This is a genomic window from Ruegeria sp. HKCCD4884 (assembly GCF_013110855.1).
Lineage (GTDB): Bacteria > Pseudomonadota > Alphaproteobacteria > Rhodobacterales > Rhodobacteraceae > Ruegeria.
In genome coordinates this window covers 255052-277867 of the sequence record NZ_WVRJ01000002.1, presented here as the reverse complement: position 1 = coordinate 277867, position 22816 = coordinate 255052, and the positions used below count along the sequence as shown (strand labels likewise).

The following is a 22816-nucleotide window of genomic DNA, read 5'->3' as shown; positions in this document are numbered from 1 at the left end:
AAGACAAGACATACAGCCCAGGGGGCAGGGAATGAGCGACACAGACAGTTTCATTGATGAGGTCACGGAAGAGGTACGCCGCGACCGGATGTATCTGCTGTTGCGCCGCTGGGGCTGGGTCGGTGTGGTTGCCGTTGTGCTGATCGTCGGCGGTGCGGCCTTTAATGAATATCGCAAATCCCGGGACGCGGCACAGGCACAGGACCTGGGCGACTCGATTCTTGCTGCTCTGACCCAGAATGAATCCGATGGGCGGGCCTCTGAGTTGCAGAGCATTGAGACGGTATCGCCCGGCGGTGACGCCGTATTGAACATGTTGCTTGCAACCGCGCAGATTGACGCCGGATCGCGCGAAGATGCGGTCAACAGCCTGAATGCAATTGCGGTTCAGGGCGATCTGCCCGAGATCTACCGTGCCATCGCAAGCTTCAAAGCCTTATTGCTGCAAAGCGACACCTTGCCCGCGACAGATCGTCGGCAGCAGTTCGAAGCGCTTGCGGCACCGGGCGCCCCACTGCGTCTGCTTGCGGAAGAGCAACTGGCGCTGATTGACGTGTCCGAGGGCAATGTCGAGGCGGCGCTGGATCGTTTGCAGGCGCTGCGGCAGGATGCCGAGGTTGGAATTGACCTGCAACAGCGTGCAGCGCAACTGATTGTGGCGCTGGGCGGCGAACCAGAACCGCTGGTGGCGCAACAAGGCTGATCGGGCGGTGAATAAAGACATTTTGACAGGCGAGTTCGGAATATCATGGTAACTAGACTATTCTCCCGCGTGGGACTGCCGGTCGCGGCGCTGGCTTTGACCGCATTGGCCGCCTGTGAAGAACCCGAGGCCATTCTCCCCGGCGAGCGCGAAGACATCCGGCCGCTGTCGGATTTGGAGACAGTCGAAAAAAGCGGCTCTCAGCCGATCAGCCTTCCATCACAGCAGGCGAATGCCAGCTGGTCGCAAAGTCCGGGAACGCCCGCGTACCGTACAACAAATGCGGCACTGCGCGCGACGCCGCAGCGGATCTGGTCCACTTCGATCGGTCAGGGTGACTCTCGCAAGCAACGCATCACCGCCGAGCCGGTTGTGGCGGGAGGGTTGATCTATACCCTGGATGCCGGAGCAATTGTTTCAGCCGTAACGCCTCAGGGTCAGGTTGCCTGGGAGACGGATTTGATCCCCTCCAGTGACGGGGATTCCGATGCGACGGGCGGTGGCATGGCCTATGCCGACGGCGTTCTGTACGTCTCGTCTGGCTATGGTCGCCTGACTGCGCTTGACGCAAAAACGGGTGCTGTTCGGTGGCAGAAACGTTTGCAAGCCACCGGAAGCGGTGCACCGCTTGTCAACGACGGTCTGCTCTATTTGGTGGCCGGGGATGAAACCGGATGGACCATCGCAACCAAGGATGGCCGTATCGCCTGGCAAATCGAAAGCACGCCCAGCGTGGGTAATGTGCTTGGTGCACCTGCGCCTGTGATCGCCTCGGATTTGGCGGTATTTGCTTTTGGTTCAGGCGACGTTGCCGCCACGTTCCGTCGGGGTGGCATTCGCCGTTGGAACGCATCGGTTGCCGGTGGGCGCCGAGGACGGGCCGCCGCGCAAATCGTTGATGTGACTGGCGGTCCTATGGTGTCCGGGGACACGATCTATATCGGCAACCATTCGGGCCGGACTGTCGCCTTTGACGTTGCAACGGGCGAACGCCGTTGGACAGCTGACGAAGGGGCCGTGGACGCCGTATGGCCTGCCGGCAACAGCATTTTCCTGATCAGCGACCGCAGCCAGTTGGTGCGTCTGAACGCGGCAGATGGCTCGGTTGTCTGGGCGCAGGATCTTCCGGGCTTTGTGAAAGACAAACGTGGTCGTCGTGGCCCGATCTTTGCGCATTACGGTCCGATCCTCGCCGGTGGCCGTATAGTGATAGCATCCAATGACGGATATCTACGGTTCTTCAATCCGGTCGACGGAACGCTGGTTCATCAGGTCGAAGTACCCGGAGGCGCCACAACGGCGCCGGTTGTGGCGGGTCAAACACTGTATGTCGTTTCGACCAAGGGTGATCTACACGCTTTCCGTTGACGGAAAGATGCGTTAAAGGGCGCATCTTGAGTCTTGAAAGTTGAGTATCATGTCGCTGACCCTCGCCATCGTGGGGCGCCCGAATGTGGGCAAATCCACTCTGTTCAATCGCCTAGTGGGCAAACGCCTGGCCTTGGTCGACGACCAACCCGGCGTGACACGCGACCTGCGCGAAGGCGAAGGGCGTCTGGGCGATCTGCGCTTTACCGTGATCGACACGGCGGGTCTTGAGGACGCAACCGATGACAGCCTTCAGGGGCGGATGCGCCGCCTGACCGAACGCGCGGTGGACATGGCCGATGTGTGCCTGTTCATGATCGATGCGCGCACAGGGCTGACCCCAACGGACGAGATGTTCGCCGAGATTCTTCGCAAGCGCTCGAAGCATGTGATCTTGGCGGCCAACAAAGCCGAAGGTTCTGCTGCGGACGCGGGGGTTCTGGAAGCTTATAATCTGGGTCTGGGTGAACCCGTGCGCCTGTCCGGCGAACACGGCGAGGGCATGACGGACCTTTACGCCCAGCTTATGCCTCTGGCAGATGCGGCCGAAGAAACACAGGCCGAAGAAGCCCCGGAAACCGATATTGAACTGGATGAAGAAGGCGAGGGTGAAACGCCTCTGATCACCTCTGCCAAGCCGTTGCAAGTGGCTGTCGTCGGGCGGCCGAATGCGGGGAAGTCGACGTTGATCAACAAGATCATCGGTGAAGATCGCCTGCTGACTGGACCCGAGGCAGGGATCACCCGCGATGCGATCAGTCTGCGGATTGATTGGGCCGATCCGGATGGTGACAGCACGCCTATGCGTATTTTCGATACAGCGGGGATGCGTAAAAAGGCGAAGGTGCAGGAAAAGCTGGAAAAGCTGTCGGTCTCTGACGGCCTTCGCGCCGTAAAATTCGCCGAGGTTGTTGTGGTCTTGCTGGACGCGGCCATTCCGTTTGAACAACAGGACCTGCGCATCGCCGATTTGGCCGAGCGCGAGGGCCGGGCCGTTGTCGTTGCAGTCAACAAATGGGATGTTGAAGAAAACAAGCAGGAAAAACTGCGCGAACTCAAAGAGTCTTTTGACCGTCTGCTACCGCAATTGCGCGGCGCGCCTTTGATCACTGTGTCTGCCAAGACAGGCCGAGGTCTCGAAAGACTACGCGCGGCGATCCTGCGTGCCCATGACATCTGGAACCGCCGGGTGCCGACCGCTGCACTGAACCGCTGGCTGACTGCGATGCTGGAACAGCACCCGCCTCCTGCGCCACAAGGGCGTCGGATCAAGCTGCGCTACATGACGCAGGCCAAAACGCGCCCGCCGGGCTTTGTTGTGATGTGCTCGCACCCCGACAAGATGCCGGCCAGCTACACACGCTATTTGGTCAACGGATTGCGTGAAGATTTCGATATGCCGGGCACCCCGATCCGACTGACACTGCGCGGACAGGGGGACAAGAACCCCTACAAAGGGCGCCGCAAGAAAAACGCGGGCGCGCTGGCCAAGCATTTAAAGGGGCGCGCGTAACTGCGCCAATTATCAGCATTTTCGGCGCAAAGACGTGACAGCGCCTTTTCGGCACGCTAGCATTCACTTGCGTGCATCTGTTTTCGTGCGCGCGGCTTGCACCTGTTCAATCAGGTCATATTTTTAGTTCAAATTTAACAGGCCATCGTGGGAGAGGGCTGGATGGATCTGAGGGAATATACGCGGCAATACGCTGTTCAGGACAACAGGCTTGCAGCGCTGAGCTATTTTGGAACTTTCGCGGTGTATTTTGCATCGCTGGCGCTGGCGATCGGATATGTGGATCGCTGGTATGTTATGGTTCCTGCGGGTGTGGTCTTTGCCTTCTCGGCGGTGCGGCTTTATGTGTTACAACATGATTGCGGCCATCATTCGCTGTTCGAGACGCGCCAGCAGAATGAATGGGCGGGGCATGGGTTGTCACCGTTTACCTTTGCCCCCTTTGAGGTGATGAAGCAGAACCACAATCTGCACCACGCAGGGATCGGCAATCTTGAACATCGCGAGACGGGCGAAATTCACACGATGACACTGCGCGAATGGAACGAGGCCGATTGGAGCAAACGCCTTTTCTATCGGCTTTATCGCAACCCCTTTGTCCTGGTGCCGGTTGGGGCACTGTTCACCTATTTCATCCGGTATCGCTGGCCCAAGAATACCATGCGGTTCGGATTGAAAGGCGTGTTGCTGCACAATCTTTCGATCGTTGTTTTTCTGGGGCTGCTTTATTTGACTGCCGGCAGTACCGGCATTCTGGTCTGGCTTGTTTTCTCACTTCTGGGTGGGATGCTGGGTGTGTTCCTTGTCTATCTTCAGCACAACTTCGAGGACACGTACTGGGATCGTCGCCCGGATTTGGATCCGCAACTTGCGGCGCTGCAAGGCTCGTCCGCATTGGATTTTGGCTGGTGGTTCGACACCGCAGTGGCCTGCATCACCTTGCACGACATTCACCATTTCAACGCACGCATCCCGTCTTATCGCCTGCGTGCCTGCCATTACAATCTGCCACCCGAGTATACTCCGCGTCGGATCAAGTTCCCCGAGGCGGTCGCAGCGCTGAACCTCAAGCTTTGGGATGAGGACGCCAAACGTTTGGTACCGTTTCCCAAGAAAGGGCGTACGGCGGACTTGGCCCATAGTTAAACAGAGTCGCGCGGTTTGGACCCGCGGCTTGAAGTGGCGTATATCTTGTGTATATACGTTAATACAGGGAGAAAGAGAAAGGATCCGGAATGACCGCAGTGACCGATGTTAAAGGTGTGGGCGAAGCGCTTGCCACGGCTTTGTCCACCAACGGCTTTAAGACAGCCGAGGCGATTGCCAAGGCCAAGCCCGAAGATCTGGTCAAGGTTCCCCGGATTGGTCTGGCGCGTGCTGCGGTGCTCATAGCTGCGGCAAAAGAAGCTACTGCTTCAAAACCCGCTGCCGCTAAACCCGCACCCACTAAACCCGCTGCGCGCCGGGCTCCGGCCCGTAAACCTGCTGCTCAAAAACCTGCGGCCCGTAAACCTGCTGCTCAAAAACCTGCGGCGCGTAAGCCTGCGGCACGACGCACGGCCGCCCGCAAGACCGTTGCAGCCGCCGCCGCCGAGAAACGCGCCGAAGAGGCGGCGAAGAAGGCAGCAGAAGAAAAAGCAGCCGCTGAGGCCGCCGAAGCCAAAGCCCGTAAAAAGGCCAAGGCCAAAGCCAAGGCTGAAAAAGCCGCCAAGAAACGTGCAGAAATGGAAGCCGCGTTTTCAAAGGCCAAGGACAAAGTGAAAGCCAAGTCCAAAAAAGGCAAGAAGTCCAAGAAGGACGATAAGTCGAAAGACGCCGCGAAAAAGAGCGACAAGAAAGACAGCAAGAAGAAAGACAAGAAAAAGGATAAGAAAAAGGCGAAGAAATAAGTCTTCTCCGCCTTTTCATCATATGCGACCGACGCCTTATGGGGCGTCGGTTTTCTTATACCAATGTGCCGTCCAGTTGCAGCGTCAGTTTGCCACCCAGATAAGGGCTGAGAGCTTGCGGAAGGGTTACACTGCCGTCCGCGTTCTGGCCGTTTTCCAACACAGCAATCAGGCAGCGCCCAACGGCCAGACCCGAGCCGTTCAGCGTATGAACGTATTCCGGTTTTCCACCACCTTCGGGACGGAATCGGGCGTTCATGCGGCGTGCCTGAAACGCTCCGGTGGTCGAGACCGAGCTGATCTCACGATACGTGTCCTGACCGGGCAGCCATGCTTCGATGTCGAATGTACGGCGCGCACCAAAACCCATATCGCCGGTGCAAAGAACAACGGTGCGGTAGGGAATACCCAACTGCTCCAGCAGGTCCTCGGCGCAGCGCAGCATGCGCTTTTGTTCGTCATCAGACTCGTCGGGATGCGTGACCGAGACCATTTCAACCTTTTCGAACTGATGCTGACGCAGCATGCCTGACGTGTCCTTGCCCGCGCTACCGGCTTCGGAGCGAAAGCAAGCTGTGTGCGCCGTCATGCGGATGGGCAGGGCAGCTTCATCCAGAATGTCACCTGCGACCGAATAGGTCAGTGTCACCTCAGACGTCGGGATAAGCCACCAGCCGTTGGTTGTCTGATAGCTGTCATCACCGAATTTTGGCAGCTTGTCTGTCCCGTACATCGCCTCATCGCGAACCAAAACCGGAGTCTGCATCTCGGTCAGCCCGTTCTTGTCAATATGAGTATCCAGCATGAACTGAGCCAGCGCGCGATGGATGCGCGCGACGCCCTTTGACAGGTTAACAAAGCGGCTGCCGCTGGTCTTGGCGGCCGTTTCAAAATCCATCGCAGCGGCAACGGCGGGGATTTCGAAATGCTCTTTCGGGGCAAAGTCGAACGTGCGCGGGGTGCCCCAACGGTTCACCTCGACATTGTCGTCCTCATCTGCGCCTTGCGGCACGTCATCGGCAGGCAGATTGGCGATGCGGGCCAGTTGATCGGTCAACAGCGCGTCGAGATCCTTTGCCTCGGTCTGCATCTGGGCGATCTCGGCCTTCTTCTGGGCGACAAGCGCGCGAAGGCGTTCGAACTCTGCCTCGTCACCACGACCCTTTGCAGCACCGACCTCTTTGGAGGCTTTGTTCTGTTCAGCCTGCGCGGTCTCGGCGGCCAGGATCTTGGCCCGGCGACTTTCGTCCAGCCGCAGCAGGTCTGACGACACCGGCGCGTCCCCACGGCGCGCAAGGGCGGCGTCGAAGGCGGCAGGGTTTTCGCGAATGGCGCGGATGTCGTGCATGTCTCAGATCCTTAAATGCGTGAATCACTGAAACCGCTTATGCACCATCTGTCGGGCAGGGTGTAGCACCGGTTACGACTTATCGTCCCTGTCGTGGACTTCATGCGCCAAGTGCCCGTCCCATTCTTCTGCCGGGATCTTTGGTTCCGGCGGGTCGGCCATATAAGACGGCGTCATGATCTGCACGTTATTCTCGTTGAATACGGCCACAATGTTGCGATGCAGATCCGAGCGGATTTTCGGAATGATGCTGCCGCGCGTTGTGTAGCCGTTGATCTGATAGTTGATCGCGTAATCGGCCAGAGCGGTCCACAACACGAAGGGTTCGGGCTTGGCCTTGATGCCTTTTGTGCGATTGGCGGCTTCGATCAGCATCGCCTCGACCTTTTCGGGCGGCTCTTCATACCCGATGCCGACCGTTGTGTGCAGCAACAGCCCGCTGCCATCGGTCTTCTTTGAAAAATTCACTACGTCTGAATTCATCAGTTGCGCATTTGGAATCGAGATCAATTCGTTCTTGATCGACTTCAAATGCGTTTCCATGAGTTTGATCTGAACCACGTCTCCGATGTGATCTCCGATCTGGATACGGTCACCTATTGAGGTGGATCTTCGGTAAATAACGAACAATCCCGCCAGCATGTTAGACACGACCGAGTTAGCGCCCAGCGACAGCATTGCGCCGACCAGAATGGTCAGTCCCTGAAACGCCGCCGAGTCCGAGCCGGGGATGTAGGGGACAGCAAAAACCAGCGCGATCAGAATCACGATGACACGGGCGATATTGAATGTCGGGTTGACCCAGTGTTTCTCGAAATCGCCCATATCGAACGAGCCCGCTTCGACCGCATCGAAGAACACGCGCATCCCTTTGATGATATACATCGTGACCCACGTGATTAGGCCCAGCATGATCAAGTTGGGAATGTAGCTGAGGATGCCTTTGAAGATCAAAAGGACAGGTTCTGTCAGGTAAGTGAGCAGCAGTTGAGCGAAATAACGCGTTTCGGCAAATGCGAGAAGGACGAAAGACAGGTAATAGTAGAAACCCAGAAAGAAGATAATCAGCAGGATGAAATTCAATCCGTACCGGATCAGGGCTGCGATCGCTTCAGCTTGGACGCTTTTGGCAGTCGCCGTCTCAACATCCTTCAAATATCGCTTTACCAGTTTCAGGGTACGCCGCCTTATCCGCCGATGCAGCCATAGGATCAGCGCCACGAAAGCGACAAAACCAAGTGTCCATCCCGCAGCCTCAATTGTCCCTGACACCCGCGCCTGGTCCGTGCGGTTGGCACGATAGGCGAGGATGGCTTCTTCGATAGCCTGACCATGAAGGAAGCTGAGAACATCCAGCTCCATCTGATCCAATTCGGCGTCTGCAACGGTCACGATTGACACGATCACACCGTCGGCGCGGATGCGAACGCCCAGATCGGTTTCTTCAAAAGCGATGTCGACCGCAGGACTTTCTGAGGCTTCGGCAACCTCAATGATCTTGTCCTGAACGCCTTCCGCCCGTTCCGGCGCGGGCAGGGCACTGGACCCACGCAGGAAGAACAACATTTCGCCGTCCACTATGACAGGCGCTTTGAAACTGTCCGCTTCTTCTGCTTCGGGTTCAGCGATTTCAGAGGGTGTTTCTTGCGCCTGCGCCGGGCCGGAAAGCGTCAAACCCACAGATATGGTGATCAGCAAATAACATAGCAAAAGGAAAGGCTTGAATGGCAGTGTCATATGTCCCCCTTCAGTCAAACTATAACCGGATTTGCATATGTTCCTAGGACATATCTGCAACGCTTTGTCCTTAGTTGATGGGTCGTAGTCTTTTTCAAGTGGGACACATCAACGCCTTTGCTTGCAAACAGGCATCTCAAAGCATAGGTTCCGGCCAAATTTGCGGAACGGTACCGCAAGATCTGAACAAAGGAATATCCCATGGAAGGTGGCGCAATCGCCCAGTTTCTCCCGCTGATCCTGATTTTCGCGATCATGTATTTCCTGCTGATCCGTCCGCAGCAGAAGAAAATGAAAGAACACCAGGCCATGGTCGAAGCCGTGCGCCGGGGTGATCAGGTGATTACTCAGGGTGGGGTGATTGGCAAAGTCTCCAAGGTCAAGGAAGGTGAGAACGAGATCGAGGTCGAGATCGCCGAGGGCGTCAAGATCCGCGTGGTCAAGTCGACCATCGCTCAGGTTCTGAACAAGACCGAACCTGCGAAGTAAGTTCGCGCGACAATCCCTTGAAAAGGCAGGGTAATGCTGCAAATTGATACCTGGAAGCGGGTTCTGATCTGGCTGGTCTGCGTGACCGGCTTGCTCATGGCCCTGCCAAACGCGTTCTACACGCGGGTCGAACAATCCAACGACGCAAAAGTTGCCATCGAGTTGGGCAACGACACGCCCGAGATGCAAGCTCAGGCGGCGGAATGGCCCACATGGCTTCCGTCATCTCTGGTTAATTTGGGTCTGGATTTGCGCGGCGGGGCGCATCTTTTGGCTGAAGTCCGGGTGCAGGACGTTTACGAATCCCGGATGGAGGCCATGTGGCCCGAAATCCGGGATGCCCTGCGTGACGAACGTGCGACGGTCGGCACAATCCGCCGTCAGGACTCGGCCCCGGATGAGATTCGTGTTCGGATCAGCCAGCCCGAAGGGATCTCCCGCGCACTGGAAGTGGTGCGCGGACTGGCCCGTCAGGTGCAAACCCTGACCGGTGTCGGAGCCACGGATATTGAGGCCCGCCCAGACGGCGACACTATTGTGGTTCAACTGTCCGATGCGGAAAAGCTGGCGTCGGACGACCGGACCGTGCGTCAGTCGCTTGAAATCATCCGCCGCCGGATTGACGAGGTGGGTACTCGCGAACCCACCATTCAGCGCCAGGGGTCGGATCGTATCCTGATCCAGGTGCCGGGCATCGGCAGTGCCGGAGAGCTTAAGGAAATCATCGGAACCACGGCTCAGTTGACATTTAATCCCGTTGCTGGGCGTGGAAGCGACCCGGACGCCTCTGTCGGGATCGGTGAAGAGGTTGTGCCTTCGATTGACGAAAACGGCGTGTTTTACACCATTGAATCCGCTCCGGTTGTGACGGGTGAGGAACTGGTGGATGCACAGCCTTCGTTTGATCAGAATGGACGTCCTGCGGTCAGCTTCCGGTTCAATACCTCGGGTGCGCGCAAGTTTGGCGACTATACTCGCGACAATATCGGCGCGCCTTTTGCCATTGTGCTTGATGACGAGGTGATTTCCGCCCCTGTGATCCAAAGCCATATCCCGGGCGGGTCTGGTATCATCACCGGCAACTTCAGCGTTGAGGAAAGCACCAACCTGGCCATCCTGCTTAGGGCGGGCGCGTTGCCTGCCGGGCTGGAGTTCCTGGAAGAGCGCACCATCGGTCCCGAACTGGGGCAAGACAGTATTGATGCAGGTAAAGTTGCCACCATCGTGGCATTTGCGGCTGTGCTGGTTTTCATGGGCCTCAGCTATGGGCTGTTTGGCATCTTTGCTAACATCGCCCTGATCATCAACGTGGGCCTGCTGTTCGGATTGCTGTCCCTGATCGGAGCCACGCTGACCCTTCCGGGTATCGCTGGCATCGTTCTGACAGTCGGTATGGCGGTGGATGCCAATGTGCTGATCTTTGAGCGGATCCGAGAGGAACTGAAGTCTGCCAAAGGCCCGGCGCGGGCTATTGAGCTGGGTTATGAAAAGGCGCTGTCGGCCATTTTGGACGCCAACGTCACCACATTCATCACTGCAACCATCCTGTTTGCCATGGGCAGTGGTCCGGTGCGCGGCTTTGCGATTACGCTGGGGCTGGGCATTTTGACCTCAGTCTTTACCGCGATCTTCGTGACGCGCCTGATGGTCGTCATGTGGTTCGAACGCCGCCGTCCGAAAATGATCGAGGTTTGACATGAGACTGAAACTCGTACCCCAGAACACCTCGTTCGATTTCTTCAGCCGCTGGAAAATCTGGCTGGGCATTTCGGGCCTGATGATGGTTGTGGCGTTTGCTTCTTTCATGTTGCAGGGCCTGAATTTCGGTATCGACTTCCGTGGCGGTACAACGATCCGTACGGAAAGCGCGCAACCGATAGATGTGGGGCTCTACCGCGACGCGATTGCGCCTTTGGAGCTGGGTGATGTGACAATCACCGAGATTTTCGATCCCACCTTCGGCCCGGACGAAAACGTCGCCATGATCCGAATTCAGGCGCAGGCGGATGCCGAAGCGGTTGAGGCCGCCACGATCACCGCCGTCGAGGGCGCACTGCAAACCGTTGTGCCTGACATTCAGTTTGTCTCGGTGGAGTCGGTCGGACCAAAGGTATCTGGTGAGTTGATCCAGACTGCGGTTATTGCCGTTGCGCTGGCTATCGGCGCGGTGCTTGTTTACATCTGGCTGCGCTTCGAATGGCAATTTGCGCTGGGGGCCGTGGCTGCCCTTGTGCACGACGTGATCCTGACCATCGGCATCTTCTCGGAACTGCAAATCCGGTTCGATCTGGCGATTATCGCGGCGCTTCTGACCATCGTGGGCTATTCGCTGAACGACACGGTGGTTGTGTTCGACCGCGTACGGGAAAACCTGCGCAAATATAAGAAAAAGGATCTCAAGGAGGTTCTGAACATCTCGATCAACGAAACCCTCAGCCGGACAGTCATGACCTCGGTCACCACTCTGTTGGCGCTGATTTCACTTTACGTGCTGGGTGGAGACGTGATCCGCGGCTTCGTCTTTGCGATGATCTGGGGTGTTATCGTCGGGACCTATTCGTCGGTCTTTGTGGCCTCGACAATCCTGTTGTGGCTGGGGGTCAAGCGCGACTGGTCCAAACCGTCGAATACGGCGGGCAACCAGTTTGCCAACATTGATGCCTGACGCATTACAGCAGGCCCTGGCATTGCCGGGCCTGAACTGGCTAATCCTGACCATCGGAGCCGCGGGCCTTGTCCGCGGCTTCACTGGGTTTGGGACAGCGATGATCTTTGTCCCGGTCGCCACTCAGTTCCTACCGATTGCAGATGTGGTGTTTCTGATGGCAGCGACAGGTATTGTTTCGACTTGTGCGCTGGCACCGCAGGCTTGGCGTGAATGTGACAAATCAGAAATCAGCACTTTGGGTATTGCGGCAGCCATTACCGTACCGCTGGGGCTGTGGATTATGGCGCAGGTGGACACGATCATTCTGCGTTGGATTGCTTGCGGTATCATCGGCCTGACCCTATTGGCTGTGATAACCGGATGGCGTTGGGAAGGGCGGCTGGGCCTGCCCGGTCGACTTGCCATTGGGGGCAGCGCTGGGGTCATCGGCGGGATGACTGGCCTGACCGGCCCGGTTGTCATTGTCTTCTATCTGGCCAGTTCAACGAACGTGCGTAAAATTCGCGCCAATACAATCATCTTCCTAGCATTGCTGGATATTGCGATTGTCTTCAACATCCTGATCAGAGACGCGGCAGATTTGTCGATCCTGTGGATTGTCCTGTTGCTGGGGGTGCCCTATCTGATCACCACGCTCATCGGCAAAGCCGTGTTTGATCCCAAACTGGAACGCATCTATCGCGTGGCGGCTTATTCGGTCATTTTGATCGCGGTGGTGTCCGGACTGCCGATCCTGGATTGACGGAGGAACGACATGCGTCTGAACCAAGTGACCTTTAGCGATGCAAAACCAGTGGACGGTTACGGCCCCGGGTTCTTCCGTATTGGCGGAGAGGTGTTCGAAGGGGCCGTTCTGACCGGTCCGGCGGGGCCTGTGGGCTGGAGCGGCTATGACGATGTTCAATCGCTTCTGAATCTCGCCGATGATATCGACGTCCTGTTTATTGGTACTGGTAAAGACGTGTCCCACATTCCGCAAACTCTGCGTGCCGATCTGGAGAACGCCGGAATCGGTGTCGAAATCATGAACTCACCTGCCGCCTGCCGCACCTATAACGTGCTACTTTCGGAAGGCCGTCGGATTGCGCTTGCGCTGATACCTGTTTGACAGGCTCCCTGTTTCGGCATCGGGACTCGGCAATGTCGCCGCGACCCTGCGGCAAATCTTGCCTTTTGCCCCTGCAAACAATCCGCTAAGCGGGTTTCATGACTCTGACTGTATCCGACCTGTCGATCACGCGTGGGGGCATTCCAGTGCTGGAAGGTCTCAGCTTTCAACTGCCGCCCGGTAAGGCACTGATCTTGCGTGGGCCGAACGGGATCGGCAAAACGACCCTTCTGCGCACTTTGGCAGGTTTGCAGCCGCCGCTTGCAGGAACCATTGAAGGTGCCGAAGATCAAATTGCCTATGCGGCGCATTCGGACGGGTTGAAACCGACACTGACGGTGACCGAGAACTTGACCTTCTGGGCCTCGGTCTTTGGGACAAGCGGTATACAAGACGCATTGGATGCGTTTGATCTGAACGAGTTGGCCGATCGCCATGCCGGTAATCTATCAGCTGGTCAGAAGCGACGGCTGGGGCTTGCCCGGATGCTGGTGACTGGACGACCGATCTGGATGCTGGATGAGCCCACCGTGTCGTTGGACAAAAACGCGGTGCAGATGTTTGCCGATGCGGTGCGGGCCCATCTGGGGAAGGGTGGGTCGGCCCTGATTGCGACCCATATCGATCTTGGCCTGGACGGAGAGGTTCTGGACGTGGGACCCAACAAAGCCAAACCCAAACCCATTGACGATTTCGACGGAGGCTTCCTGTGATCGCCCTTTTGCTGCGCGACCTGAAACTGGCCTTCCGTGCAGGCGGCGGTTTTGGACTGGGACTGGCGTTTTTTCTGATCGTGACCGTGATGGTGCCGTTTGCTGTTGGGCCACAATCCTCGCTGCTTTCGACCATCGCACCCGGTGTTCTTTGGCTGGGGGCGTTGCTTGCCTGTTTGCTGTCGCTCGACCGCTTGCTGGCCTTGGATTGGGAGGACGGGTCGCTGGACTTGTTGGCCACCGCACCGCTGCCGCTGGAATCGGTTGTGACCATCAAGGCTTTGGCGCATTGGCTGACCACAGGATTGCCTCTGGTTCTTGCAGCTCCGTTCCTGGGGGTATTGCTCAATCTTCCTGTGCCGGGTTTTTTTTGGCTTGTGATTTCACTGCTGATCGGCACCCCTGCGATGAGCGTGATCGGAACTTTTGGCGCGGCTTTGACCGTCGGCTTGAAGCGTGGCGGCTTGCTTTTATCACTGCTGGTGCTGCCGCTATACGTGCCCACATTGATTTTCGGGGCCGAGGTTGCGCGTCGCGGTGCAACGGGGATGGAAGTACAGACGCCTTTGCTCATGCTGGCAGGCATCACGGCGGCGACGATCGCGCTGCTGCCCTTCGCCAGCGCGGCAGTGTTGCGGATCAATCTGCGGTGAACCGTCTCAATATTGACCGAGGTCAATTGAGAACCACCCCAACTCGGACTAGATAGGGCCCATGTCTATCGCAGCCAAAGCCAATGCCCTCTGGGAATATGCCAACCCGCGCAAGTTTCTTGCAACCAGCGAGCGTGTCCTTCCGTTTTTCTGGATCACCTCGATTGCCTGCATCGTCGTTGGGCTGATCTGGGGCTTTTTCTTTACGCCGGACGATTACAAACAAGGGTCGACGGTCAAGATCATCTATCTGCATGTGCCTGCGGCACTGATGGCGATCAACTGCTGGCTTATGATGTTGGCGACGTCGTTGGTTTGGCTGGTACGACGTCACCATGTCAGTGCGCTGGCAGCGCGAGCGGCGGCACCGATTGGGATTGTGATGACCCTTATTGCTTTGCTGACAGGCGCGATCTGGGGGCAGCCGATGTGGGGCACCTGGTGGGCCTGGGATCCGCGACTGACCTCGTTTCTGATCCTGTTTCTGTTCTACCTTGGATATGTCGCCCTGTGGGAGGCGATTGAAGATCCGGATACGGCGGCCGACCTGACCTCGGTCCTGTGCCTTGTGGGGTCTGTTTTTGCGATCCTCAGCCGTTATGCGGTGAACTTCTGGAATCAGGGGCTTCATCAGGGCGCATCTGTCATGCGCGCAGCGGCTGTGACCGGGACAGACACCGAAGAAAAGGTCAGCAACATTTTCTTCTATCCGCTGCTGGTCTGCATCATCGGCTTTGTTCTGCTGTTCATCGCATTGGTGCTGTACCGTACCGGAACCGAAATTCGCGCGCGTCGGATCAAGGCGCTGATGGCGCGGGAAAGGGTGGGCGGATGATTCCCGATCTTGGAAAATATGCTGATGCGGTTCTGTCGTCTTATGCCGTGTCTATCGTTCTTCTGGTGGCGTTGGTTGCGTTCAGTGTGATGCGTGGACGCAAGGTGCGCAAAGATATGGAACACGTCGAACAAAGGATGTCGCGCAATGGCTAAGATTTCGCCCTTGATGATCGCTCCGCCGCTGATTTTTGGTGCCTTTGCCGTATTGGCCGGAATCGGCATGTTCCGCGACGATCCAAACGCTCTGCCATCCGCGCGGGAAGGGCAGCCCGCCCCACCGGTGGTCCTAAGCGAGTTTCCCGGCAAAACCCCATTCGATGACGCAACCCTGCGCGACGGAGAGGTCAAGCTGGTCAACTATTGGGCCAGTTGGTGCGCCCCTTGTCGCGCCGAACACCCCAATCTGGACGCTTTGGCGAAAGAAGGCATTCCGGTCTATGGTATCAACTACAAGGACCAGTTGGCCAACGCAGACGCATTTCTGACCGAGCTTGGCGATCCTTACACTGCGATGGGACGGGACGAGCAAGGCCGCATGGCGCTGGATTGGGGCCTTTACGGCGTGCCTGAAACCTATGTGATTGATGGCGATGGCACCATCATCCAGCGTTTTGCCGGGCCTATTACGCAGCGTGTGATCGAAAGCACGATCCGCCCTGCCTTAGAAAAGGCTGCGGGCGGATAACGCCCTCATTTTGCATCAGCTATAATTACAACCGATAGCCCCCGGTGACACCTAAGACTTCACCGGTTATGAACCCCGCTTCGTCCGAGGCAAGAAAGCGCACGACTTTTGCGATGTCTTCCGGCGCGCCAACCCGGCCAAGGGCGGTGTCTTTGACAAACAATTCCGTCAGATCGTCAGAGCGTGGAGCCTCGGGGATGTTGATCGCGCCCGGGGCAATCGCATTGACCCGAATACCCTGCGGACCCAGTTCCTTGGCCATGGCACGGGTCCACAGGTTAAGCGCAGCCTTGCTGGCCCCATAGGTCGCGGCATCGCGCGGTGGGAGGGTCGCGTTCATGGACGAGATGTTCACGATGGATGCCCCGGCTTGCAGATGGGGCAGGGCGGCGGTCAGAAGGGCCACGGGTGCAAGCAAATTCAGGTCAAGGATGTCTCTGTGATCCTGCAAATTGAACGCCTCTTTAGGCGTTGGGCGGACAAGCCCGGCATTGTTCACAATAACATCCAGCCGTCCGAACTGTGCGATGACCTGATCAATCACGCGAGTGGGCTGATCTTGCTGCGTCAGGTCTGAGCGTATCGCCAGAACGTCGCCGTCCAACGCATCCAAATCGGGAGCGCTGTTTAACCACGTAAACGCAATTTTGTGATCTCGACCAAGGTCTTCGACGATTGCCCGGCCAATCCCTCGGGCACCGCCGGTTATCAATGCAACTTTGTCCATAGGCACACCAAATCTGCAAAGTGGATGTGTTTCAACGCTTAATCTGATCGTCCTGGAAAAGCGTTAGCTGCGCAGCAGAATCCAAATCATCGCCGCGATGAACGCAAAGGTCACCAGGTTCATCAGAGTATCTGTGAGATCACCGATCAGCATCGTGCTGGCCCTCCTCTCTTAGGCCGCGGAACAGGCAGACCATCAGCAGGACTGAAATGAAGACAAAGGGCAAAGCGCCCAGTGAAATCAGAATTTTGACCGAGTCCACAGAACCTGAAAGGATCATCGCAACGCTCAATAATCCTAGTAACGCCCCCCAGATCAGGCGTACGCGGGGGGGCGGGTTCTCGTCTCCACCGGTCGAGAAAGTGCCCAAAACAAATGCCGCGCTGACGACGCTGGTCACAATGAACAGAAACGCAGCCAATACCGTTGCGAGTGTTGTGATCAAGGACAGCGGCAGCCGGTCGAGCAGAGCAAAGGTCACGCGTTCGATGTTTGTCTGCGTATAGGCCAACAGTTCGCCGGCCCCGTTGAGCGCCTCGAAAAGTCCGATACCGCCAAACGCGCCAAACCAGAGGATTGAGAACAGGGTGGGGGCGAACAGTACCCCGATTACGAACTCTCGTATCGTTCGACCGCGAGAAATGCGCGCCACGAAGACGCCCACAAAAGGCCCCCAGGCGATCCACCAGACCATGTAGGTGAGGGTCCAGTCGCTGAACCATCTGGTGACGTCGTCCCCAAAAAACGTGAAGGTTTGAAAGCCGCGTGGGATGACATTGGTGACGTAATCGCCAAATCCCTGCACCACGGTATTCAAAAGATATTCGGTTGGCCCAAGAATGATGGTGTACGCCACGAGGCTGATTGCAATCAGCATGGCAGCGTTAGATAAGCGCGCCATACCCTGCCCCAGATCAATCAAAAGCGCAGGGATGTAAGCTCCGACCATTGCCAGAAACACGACGGTAATCAAAAATGCTCCGACCGTTTCCCGGCCTCCCAACACCGCAATTCCGTCTGCGACCTGAAAGACGCCCATGGCCATTGAGCCACCAACGCCAATGGCAATCGCAATGATCGCCATGAAGTCTGAAAGCCATCCAACACGTTCGGCCCAGCGTTCACCGGGAAACAGGCTTATGATCGGTGCGCTGACCATCATCCCAGTACCGCGCCGAAAGCTGAAATAGGCGATGGTTAGGGCAGTTGATCCGTATATGGCCCAAGCGTGCAAACCCCAATGGAAGTTGGTCGCCAGCATGGCCTGCTGCGCCGCGATGTAATCGGGTGCCATGCCTGAGATGAAATTGAAGTGGGTTAATGGTTCGGCCACCGCCCAGAACAAAAGACCGACCCCCATCCCGGCTGAGAACAACATCGAAATCCATGTGGCGGTGGAGAATTCAGGTTCTTCGTCGTCGCGACCAAGGCGAATGTTCCCGTATTTCGAGAACGCCAGAACCAGACACCCGATCAACATGCCCGAGGCGGCAAGCATCACAAACCATCCCCGGCTGTGGAAGGTCTGTTGCACAATACCACTGGCCCAGGTCACCAAACTCTGGATGTCGACAACCCCCCATATCCCGATCACGGCAATGACACTGAGGGAACAAACCAGCAGGGCGTTTGGTTTTTGCATGGCGCGTGGCTTCCGTGAATGACCTTGCCCAACAGTTTCAGGTTTTCGAATGAATGGCCAGAAAACAAAACCCCCGGCGCTTGGCCGGGGGGTTAATTCGCACGTTAAGCTGTCTGGTCACGATGCCTTTGCAAGGTTGCGCAGCACATAGTGCAACACGCCACCGTTTTCGATGTATTCAATTTCGGGCGCGGTATCGATGCGGCATTTCAGGGTGATGGTTTTCTCAGTTCCGTCGCCAAAAACGATTGTGCAGGGCACCTCTTGCAGGGGCTCAACCGAATCCAATCCGTGGATTGAGACGGTTTCATCCCCTTTCAGGCCAAGCGTCTTGCGTGTGTCACCCCCTGTGAATTCGAACGGAATGACGCCCATTCCAACCAAGTTTGACCGGTGGATACGCTCAAAGCTTTCGGCGATGACGGCTTTCACACCCAGCAGCGCAGTGCCTTTGGCTGCCCAGTCGCGGCTTGAGCCCGCGCCGTACTGCTCGCCACCAAACACCACCAACGGCGTGCCGTTCGCCTGATAGGCCATCGACGCGTCGTAGATCGAGGTTTGTTCGCCATCCGGACCCTTGGTGTAACCGCCTTCGACGCCCTCCAGCATCTCGTTCTTGATGCGGATATTGGCGAAGGTGCCGCGCATCATGACCTCGTGATTGCCGCGGCGTGAGCCGTAAGAGTTGAACTCACGCGGTTGCACCTGCCGTTCGATCAGATACTGGCCAGCGGGCGAGGTCGTCGCAAATGACCCGGCAGGCGAGATATGGTCGGTTGTGACCATGTCGCCCAGAATCGCCAGAACCTTGGCCCCTTCGATATTCGAGATTGTGCCCGGTTCAGCACCCATGCCCTGAAAGTAAGGCGGGTTTTGAATGTAGGTCGAGGTCGGCGGCCAGTTGTAGGTTTCCTGTTGTGGAACTTCGACCCCGCGCCATTTCTCGTCGCCTTTAAACACGTCGGCGTATTTTGACTGAAACGCCTCGCGGGTCACAGTGGCCTCGACCAGTTCAGCGATTTCACTCTGGGTCGGCCAGATGTCTTTCATGAAGACGTCATTGCCGTCCTTGTCCTGACCGATTGGTTCCGAGGTCAGATCAACATCCATCGTGCCGGCCAGTGCATAAACCACCACCAGTGGCGGCGAGGCCAGATAGTTGGCACGGACGTCCGGTGAAATACGCCCCTCGAAGTTGCGGTTGCCGGACAAAACCGACGTGGCGACCAGATCGCCCTCGGCAATTGCCTCGGAAATTTCTTTCTGGATCGGGCCCGAGTTCCCAATGCAGGTGGTACAGCCATAACCAACAAGGTTGAACCCGATGGCGTCCAGATGCTGTTGCAGACCGGCGGCCTCGAGGTATTCAGACACGACCTGCGAACCGGGGGCCAGAGACGTCTTGACCCAGGGTTGACGGTTCAGACCCAGTTCATGTGCTTTCTTCGCCACCAAACCGGCACCGATCATCACATAAGGGTTCGAGGTGTTGGTGCAGGAGGTAATCGAAGCGATCACGACCTTACCCGACTCCATGCCGTATTCTTCGCCCTTGACTTCGACCTGTTTGCCCATCGGGCGTTTGAAGGTCTCGGCCATTTCCTTGGTAAAGGCCGCCTTGGCGTCGGTCAGGGCAACATAGTCCTGCGGGCGCTTCGGGCCCGAGATCGCCGGGACGATCGTGCCCATGTCCAGCGTTAGGGTATCGGTGTAGATCGGAGCATAGTCCGCGTCGCGCCAGAGGCCGTTTTCCTTGGCATAGGCTTCGACCAGCGCCAGACGGTCCTCGTCGCGGCCGGTATTGCGCATGTAACGAAGGGTCTCGCCGTCGATGGGGAAGAAGCCGCAGGTCGCGCCGTATTCCGGTGCCATGTTGGCGATGGTCGCACGATCGGCCAGCGGCAGGCGGTCCAGGCCTTCGCCGTAGAACTCGACGAACTTACCAACAACGCCCTTTTCGCGCAGCATTTCCACGACCTTGAGAACAAGGTCTGTACCGGTGGTGCCTTCGACCATCGAACCCGTCAGTTCAAAACCCACAACTTCGGGTATCAGCATCGAGATCGGCTGACCCAGCATCGCGGCCTCGGCTTCGATGCCGCCAACGCCCCAGCCCAGAACGGCCATGCCGTTGACCATGGTGGTGTGGCTGTCGGTGCCGACCAACGTATCAGGATAAGCGACCTCATCCCCGTTTTGGTCTGTGTCCGACCAGACCGTCTGTGCGAGGTACTCCAGATTCACCTGATGGCAGATACCGGTTCCGGGGGGCACGACACGGAAGTTGTTGAACGCCGACTGGCCCCATTTCAGGAACTGGTAGCGTTCCATATTGCGTTCGTATTCGCGGTCCACGTTCATCTGAAATGCGCGCGGATTGCCGAATTCGTCAATCATGACCGAGTGGTCGATGACCAGATCAACCGGGTTCAGCGGATTGATTTTCTGTGCATCGCCGCCCAGTTCTTTGATGCCGTCGCGCATCGCAGCAAGGTCCACGACCGCCGGAACGCCGGTGAAATCCTGCATTAGCACGCGGGCAGGGCGGTACGCTATCTCACGCGGGTTCTTCCCACCGTTCACGCCCCATTCGGCGAATGCTTTGATGTCTTCGACAGAGACTGAAAAGCCGTCATCTTCGAACCGCAGCATGTTTTCCAGCACGACTTTCAGTGCCGCGGGAAGTTTCGAGAAATCGCCCAGACCGGCCTCTTGGGCGGCGGGGATGGAATAATATGAAATGGATTTGCCGTTCACGCTTAGGCTGCGGCGTGTCTTGGCAGTGTCCTGTCCGACTCTGATGGGCATCAGTGGCCTCCCTCTCAAATGACTTGGGCAATGGGATTCGCTGTCTGTTATCTGTATCACCAAACCCCTTCGTTCAAGGAAGAACAAGAACAAAGGGAGCAATTTTGTATACCATCGCACACATTGATGAGGCAAATGTGCACCTGCGCCTCAAGAAACCTTGATTGGTCGTTGAACAGCGAAGCAGCTATTGCTGAATCCCAACCGCCGAAATCGAGAGTTCTTATGTTCAGACCCGCCATTTTGACTGCCCTGATATCCTGTTTTCTGGCTGCATCTGTCGCGGCCGAGGATGATCCTGTGGTGGTTGAATTGTTTACGTCACAAGGCTGTTCGTCTTGTCCCCCGGCGGACCGGCTGATGCATGATCTGGCCAAGCGAGACGACGTCATCGGCTTGGCGCTGCACGTGGACTATTGGGACTACATTGGGTGGAAGGATGAATACGCTGACCCGGACCACACCACACGGCAGCGCGCCTATGCCCGGGAAGGCGGACGCTCGATGATCTATACGCCGCAGATGGTGATCAACGGGCAGCATGACATTGTGGGTGCCCAATCTCGAGAGCTCGACCGCCTGATCAATGCGCATCTTAAGGCAGTGCCCGAGGCTTCGGTGATCGCAATCCGAACAGCGGATGAAGTGACTGTGGAAGTCATGCCAGTGGAATTGCCGGAGGGCGAGACCTATGACATTCGTGTCGTCCAGTATTCGCCCATGCGCCACGCCTCGATCCGTCGTGGAGAGCTGGCTGGGCACGACTTGGACTATGCCAATGTGGTGGAAACCTGGCAGATCGCCGGGCAATGGGACGGCGTCGCACCACAAACCTTCTCAGCCCAACTTGGATCGGATCTTCCGGCGGTTGTTTTGGTTCAACGCGCAGGCCACGGCCCTATTGTTGCGGCAACGCGCGTGAAGTGATCAAGGCATCTCGTCCGGGGCAATGCCAAGCCCGTTCCAGTGCTTCCAGCGGCGGTGAATCCAGAACCATTGCCCCATATGCTGGCGGACCATCTTCTCTAGGTCATCATTGGTGAACTGGGTCATGGTTTTTGGATCCGTATGCGGAACCGGATCGTGCAAAATGATCTCAAAATCTATGCCATTGGGTTGACGCACAGCGTAGCAAGGGATGAGTTCCGCCTTGTATTTCATCGCGAGTTCAGCGTTCAGCACAGAGGTCACGGCGGGTTTGTCGAAAAACATCAGTTCTTCGCCCCCCATGGCGTGAAGGTCAGACACGATGGCAATGATGCCACCCTTTTTCAGCGTGCGCACCATTTCAACCATCCCTCGACGTCCTTGTTCGAACATGGGGGCACCGGTCTTGTAGAAGGCTTCTACGTAAGCGTCGTTGAAATAAGGGTTTGCCATCCTGCGATACAGGCAGCCTATCGGCTGACCGCTGTGTTTTTGCAGGGCAATGCGCGCGGCCAGATAGTGGCCAAAATGCGCAGTAATCATCATGACCGGGCGCCCTTCGGCGACTGCTGCATCAAAGGCGGCAATGCCTGGGCCTGAAATCTTTGCTGTACTCTGACGCTCGGTGAAGCCCTCTGGCGAAAAATGCTCCATGATCGCCCGACCTGCATTGTCCGGCACATCACGACAAATCTTTTTAACCTCGGCATCGGACAGGTCAGGGCAGGTGAGCTTCAGATTGCGACGGATACGTGTGCGAAAACCAACCACCGGGGCCAGTGATCGCATGATCGCGCCCATGGTCGCGATGCGCCGTTCATAAGGAAGCAGGCGCATTGCCCCGATAATCCCCTGAAGGACCAGATTGGTGACATAGTATTTTCCAAGCTCAAACTTGCTGAGCTCCGACTTTTCGACGGGCATGGAGGCATCTCACCGCGTGTTGCGAAGTTCTGTGCCAGACATACAGGCCGATGTTGGTAAGCTCAAGCGTTCAGCAA

22 protein-coding genes are annotated in these 22816 nt (G+C 57.1%); 16 read left to right on the top strand and 6 right to left on the bottom strand.

Annotated features, from left to right (window positions below):
• Positions 1-31: 31 nt before the first annotated feature.
• The 5 genes from GS636_RS03790 to GS636_RS03770 all read left to right on the top strand — a co-directional run bounded on the left by GS636_RS03790 (position 32) and on the right by GS636_RS03770 (position 5473).
• A complete protein-coding gene (locus GS636_RS03790; RefSeq protein WP_171668488.1) occupies positions 32-703 on the top strand; it encodes a hypothetical protein in 672 nt (223 codons plus the stop codon).
• A 45-nt stretch (positions 704-748) separates the two neighbouring features.
• Positions 749-2071 carry a PQQ-like beta-propeller repeat protein gene (locus GS636_RS03785; protein WP_171668487.1) on the top strand — a complete coding sequence of 441 codons (1323 nt, stop codon included), beginning with the start codon at positions 749-751 and terminating at the stop codon, positions 2069-2071.
• Between the two features lie 49 nt (positions 2072-2120).
• Positions 2121-3584, top strand: coding sequence for a ribosome biogenesis GTPase Der (der, locus tag GS636_RS03780; protein ID WP_171668486.1), 1464 nt, complete (start codon positions 2121-2123; stop codon positions 3582-3584).
• 162 nt (positions 3585-3746) lie between these two features.
• Positions 3747-4730: a fatty acid desaturase gene (locus tag GS636_RS03775; protein ID WP_171668485.1), complete on the top strand. Its 984-nt coding sequence runs from the start codon at positions 3747-3749 to the stop codon at positions 4728-4730.
• An 89-nt stretch (positions 4731-4819) separates the two neighbouring features.
• Positions 4820-5473 (top strand): helix-hairpin-helix domain-containing protein, encoded by a 654-nt coding sequence (locus tag GS636_RS03770; RefSeq protein ID WP_171668484.1) that lies wholly within the window; start codon positions 4820-4822, stop codon positions 5471-5473.
• Between the two features lie 55 nt (positions 5474-5528).
• Here GS636_RS03770 and serS read toward each other — a convergent pair whose 3' ends face one another.
• Complete coding sequence (gene serS / locus GS636_RS03765) at positions 5529-6821, bottom strand: serine--tRNA ligase (protein WP_171668483.1); 1293 nt, start codon at positions 6819-6821, stop codon at positions 5529-5531.
• A gap of 72 nt (positions 6822-6893) precedes the next feature.
• Positions 6894-8558: a mechanosensitive ion channel family protein gene (locus GS636_RS03760; protein WP_171668482.1), complete on the bottom strand. Its 1665-nt coding sequence runs from the start codon at positions 8556-8558 to the stop codon at positions 6894-6896.
• Positions 8559-8759: 201 nt separating this feature from the next.
• On the opposite strand from GS636_RS03760, the gene yajC reads away from it, so the two are divergent.
• From yajC to GS636_RS03710, 10 genes are all read left to right on the top strand, one after another.
• The gene (gene yajC, locus GS636_RS03755; RefSeq protein ID WP_171090782.1) at positions 8760-9047 is read left to right on the top strand and encodes a preprotein translocase subunit YajC; all 288 of its coding nucleotides are present in this window, start codon (positions 8760-8762) and stop codon (positions 9045-9047) included.
• Positions 9048-9080: 33 nt separating this feature from the next.
• Positions 9081-10742, top strand: coding sequence for a protein translocase subunit SecD (secD, locus tag GS636_RS03750; RefSeq protein ID WP_171668481.1), 1662 nt, complete (start codon positions 9081-9083; stop codon positions 10740-10742).
• Between the two features lies 1 nt (position 10743).
• On the top strand, positions 10744-11712 hold the full coding sequence (gene secF, locus GS636_RS03745) for a protein translocase subunit SecF (protein WP_171668480.1): 969 nt from the start codon (positions 10744-10746) through the stop codon (positions 11710-11712).
• On the top strand, positions 11705-12457 hold the full coding sequence (locus tag GS636_RS03740; RefSeq protein ID WP_171668479.1) for a sulfite exporter TauE/SafE family protein: 753 nt from the start codon (positions 11705-11707) through the stop codon (positions 12455-12457). The genes secF and GS636_RS03740 overlap by 8 nt, the downstream gene beginning before the upstream one ends.
• Before the next feature lie 12 nt (positions 12458-12469).
• Positions 12470-12823: an Mth938-like domain-containing protein gene (locus GS636_RS03735; protein WP_171185889.1), complete on the top strand. Its 354-nt coding sequence runs from the start codon at positions 12470-12472 to the stop codon at positions 12821-12823.
• A gap of 98 nt (positions 12824-12921) precedes the next feature.
• Complete coding sequence (gene ccmA / locus GS636_RS03730) at positions 12922-13536, top strand: heme ABC exporter ATP-binding protein CcmA (RefSeq protein WP_171668478.1); 615 nt, start codon at positions 12922-12924, stop codon at positions 13534-13536.
• Entirely contained in the window at positions 13533-14189 is a 657-nt protein-coding gene (gene ccmB / locus GS636_RS03725) for a heme exporter protein CcmB (RefSeq protein WP_171185885.1), read from the top strand. The genes ccmA and ccmB overlap by 4 nt, the downstream gene beginning before the upstream one ends.
• A gap of 61 nt (positions 14190-14250) precedes the next feature.
• Positions 14251-15024 (top strand): heme ABC transporter permease, encoded by a 774-nt coding sequence (locus GS636_RS03720; protein WP_171090769.1) that lies wholly within the window; start codon positions 14251-14253, stop codon positions 15022-15024.
• Complete coding sequence (gene ccmD / locus GS636_RS03715) at positions 15021-15179, top strand: heme exporter protein CcmD (RefSeq protein WP_171090767.1); 159 nt, start codon at positions 15021-15023, stop codon at positions 15177-15179. Before GS636_RS03720 ends, ccmD begins: the two co-directional genes overlap by 4 nt.
• Positions 15172-15711 carry a DsbE family thiol:disulfide interchange protein gene (locus GS636_RS03710; protein ID WP_171668477.1) on the top strand — a complete coding sequence of 180 codons (540 nt, stop codon included), beginning with the start codon at positions 15172-15174 and terminating at the stop codon, positions 15709-15711. The genes ccmD and GS636_RS03710 overlap by 8 nt, the downstream gene beginning before the upstream one ends.
• Before the next feature lie 25 nt (positions 15712-15736).
• Here GS636_RS03710 and GS636_RS03705 read toward each other — a convergent pair whose 3' ends face one another.
• The 3 genes from GS636_RS03705 to acnA all read right to left on the bottom strand — a co-directional run bounded on the left by GS636_RS03705 (position 15737) and on the right by acnA (position 20888).
• Positions 15737-16438 carry an SDR family NAD(P)-dependent oxidoreductase gene (locus tag GS636_RS03705; protein ID WP_171668476.1) on the bottom strand — a complete coding sequence of 234 codons (702 nt, stop codon included), beginning with the start codon at positions 16436-16438 and terminating at the stop codon, positions 15737-15739.
• Positions 16439-16577: 139 nt separating this feature from the next.
• Positions 16578-18080 carry a BCCT family transporter gene (locus tag GS636_RS03700; RefSeq protein ID WP_171668475.1) on the bottom strand — a complete coding sequence of 501 codons (1503 nt, stop codon included), beginning with the start codon at positions 18078-18080 and terminating at the stop codon, positions 16578-16580.
• Positions 18081-18197: 117 nt separating this feature from the next.
• Positions 18198-20888 (bottom strand): aconitate hydratase AcnA, encoded by a 2691-nt coding sequence (acnA, locus tag GS636_RS03695; RefSeq protein ID WP_171668474.1) that lies wholly within the window; start codon positions 20886-20888, stop codon positions 18198-18200.
• Between the two features lie 225 nt (positions 20889-21113).
• Here acnA and GS636_RS03690 point away from each other — a divergent pair, with 225 nt between their 5' ends.
• Positions 21114-21815, top strand: a complete 702-nt coding sequence (locus GS636_RS03690) for a thioredoxin family protein (protein WP_171668473.1) — start codon at positions 21114-21116, stop codon at positions 21813-21815.
• Here the strand turns inward: GS636_RS03690 and GS636_RS03685 are convergent, their stop codons facing one another.
• Positions 21816-22739 (bottom strand): lysophospholipid acyltransferase family protein, encoded by a 924-nt coding sequence (locus tag GS636_RS03685; protein WP_171668472.1) that lies wholly within the window; start codon positions 22737-22739, stop codon positions 21816-21818.
• Between the last annotated feature and the right edge of the window lie 77 nt (positions 22740-22816).

What these genes read in the sequence shown, in the direction of transcription:
- GS636_RS03790 (WP_171668488.1), top strand. Translation starts at nt 32, where the DNA reads ATGAGCGACACAGACAGTTTCATTGATGAGGTCACGGAAGAGGTACGC.
- GS636_RS03785 (WP_171668487.1), top strand. Translation starts at nt 749, where the DNA reads ATGGTAACTAGACTATTCTCCCGCGTGGGACTGCCGGTCGCGGCGCTG.
- der (WP_171668486.1), top strand. Translation starts at nt 2,121, where the DNA reads ATGTCGCTGACCCTCGCCATCGTGGGGCGCCCGAATGTGGGCAAATCC.
- GS636_RS03775 (WP_171668485.1), top strand. Translation starts at nt 3,747, where the DNA reads ATGGATCTGAGGGAATATACGCGGCAATACGCTGTTCAGGACAACAGG.
- GS636_RS03770 (WP_171668484.1), top strand. Translation starts at nt 4,820, where the DNA reads ATGACCGCAGTGACCGATGTTAAAGGTGTGGGCGAAGCGCTTGCCACG.
- serS (WP_171668483.1), bottom strand. Translation starts at nt 6,821, where the DNA reads ATGCACGACATCCGCGCCATTCGCGAAAACCCTGCCGCCTTCGACGCC.
- GS636_RS03760 (WP_171668482.1), bottom strand. Translation starts at nt 8,558, where the DNA reads ATGACACTGCCATTCAAGCCTTTCCTTTTGCTATGTTATTTGCTGATC.
- yajC (WP_171090782.1), top strand. Translation starts at nt 8,760, where the DNA reads ATGGAAGGTGGCGCAATCGCCCAGTTTCTCCCGCTGATCCTGATTTTC.
- secD (WP_171668481.1), top strand. Translation starts at nt 9,081, where the DNA reads ATGCTGCAAATTGATACCTGGAAGCGGGTTCTGATCTGGCTGGTCTGC.
- secF (WP_171668480.1), top strand. Translation starts at nt 10,744, where the DNA reads ATGAGACTGAAACTCGTACCCCAGAACACCTCGTTCGATTTCTTCAGC.
- GS636_RS03740 (WP_171668479.1), top strand. Translation starts at nt 11,705, where the DNA reads ATGCCTGACGCATTACAGCAGGCCCTGGCATTGCCGGGCCTGAACTGG.
- GS636_RS03735 (WP_171185889.1), top strand. Translation starts at nt 12,470, where the DNA reads ATGCGTCTGAACCAAGTGACCTTTAGCGATGCAAAACCAGTGGACGGT.
- ccmA (WP_171668478.1), top strand. Translation starts at nt 12,922, where the DNA reads ATGACTCTGACTGTATCCGACCTGTCGATCACGCGTGGGGGCATTCCA.
- GS636_RS03720 (WP_171090769.1), top strand. Translation starts at nt 14,251, where the DNA reads ATGTCTATCGCAGCCAAAGCCAATGCCCTCTGGGAATATGCCAACCCG.
- ccmD (WP_171090767.1), top strand. Translation starts at nt 15,021, where the DNA reads ATGATTCCCGATCTTGGAAAATATGCTGATGCGGTTCTGTCGTCTTAT.
- GS636_RS03710 (WP_171668477.1), top strand. Translation starts at nt 15,172, where the DNA reads ATGGCTAAGATTTCGCCCTTGATGATCGCTCCGCCGCTGATTTTTGGT.
- GS636_RS03705 (WP_171668476.1), bottom strand. Translation starts at nt 16,438, where the DNA reads ATGGACAAAGTTGCATTGATAACCGGCGGTGCCCGAGGGATTGGCCGG.
- GS636_RS03700 (WP_171668475.1), bottom strand. Translation starts at nt 18,080, where the DNA reads ATGCAAAAACCAAACGCCCTGCTGGTTTGTTCCCTCAGTGTCATTGCC.
- acnA (WP_171668474.1), bottom strand. Translation starts at nt 20,888, where the DNA reads ATGCCCATCAGAGTCGGACAGGACACTGCCAAGACACGCCGCAGCCTA.
- GS636_RS03690 (WP_171668473.1), top strand. Translation starts at nt 21,114, where the DNA reads ATGTTCAGACCCGCCATTTTGACTGCCCTGATATCCTGTTTTCTGGCT.
- GS636_RS03685 (WP_171668472.1), bottom strand. Translation starts at nt 22,739, where the DNA reads ATGCCCGTCGAAAAGTCGGAGCTCAGCAAGTTTGAGCTTGGAAAATAC.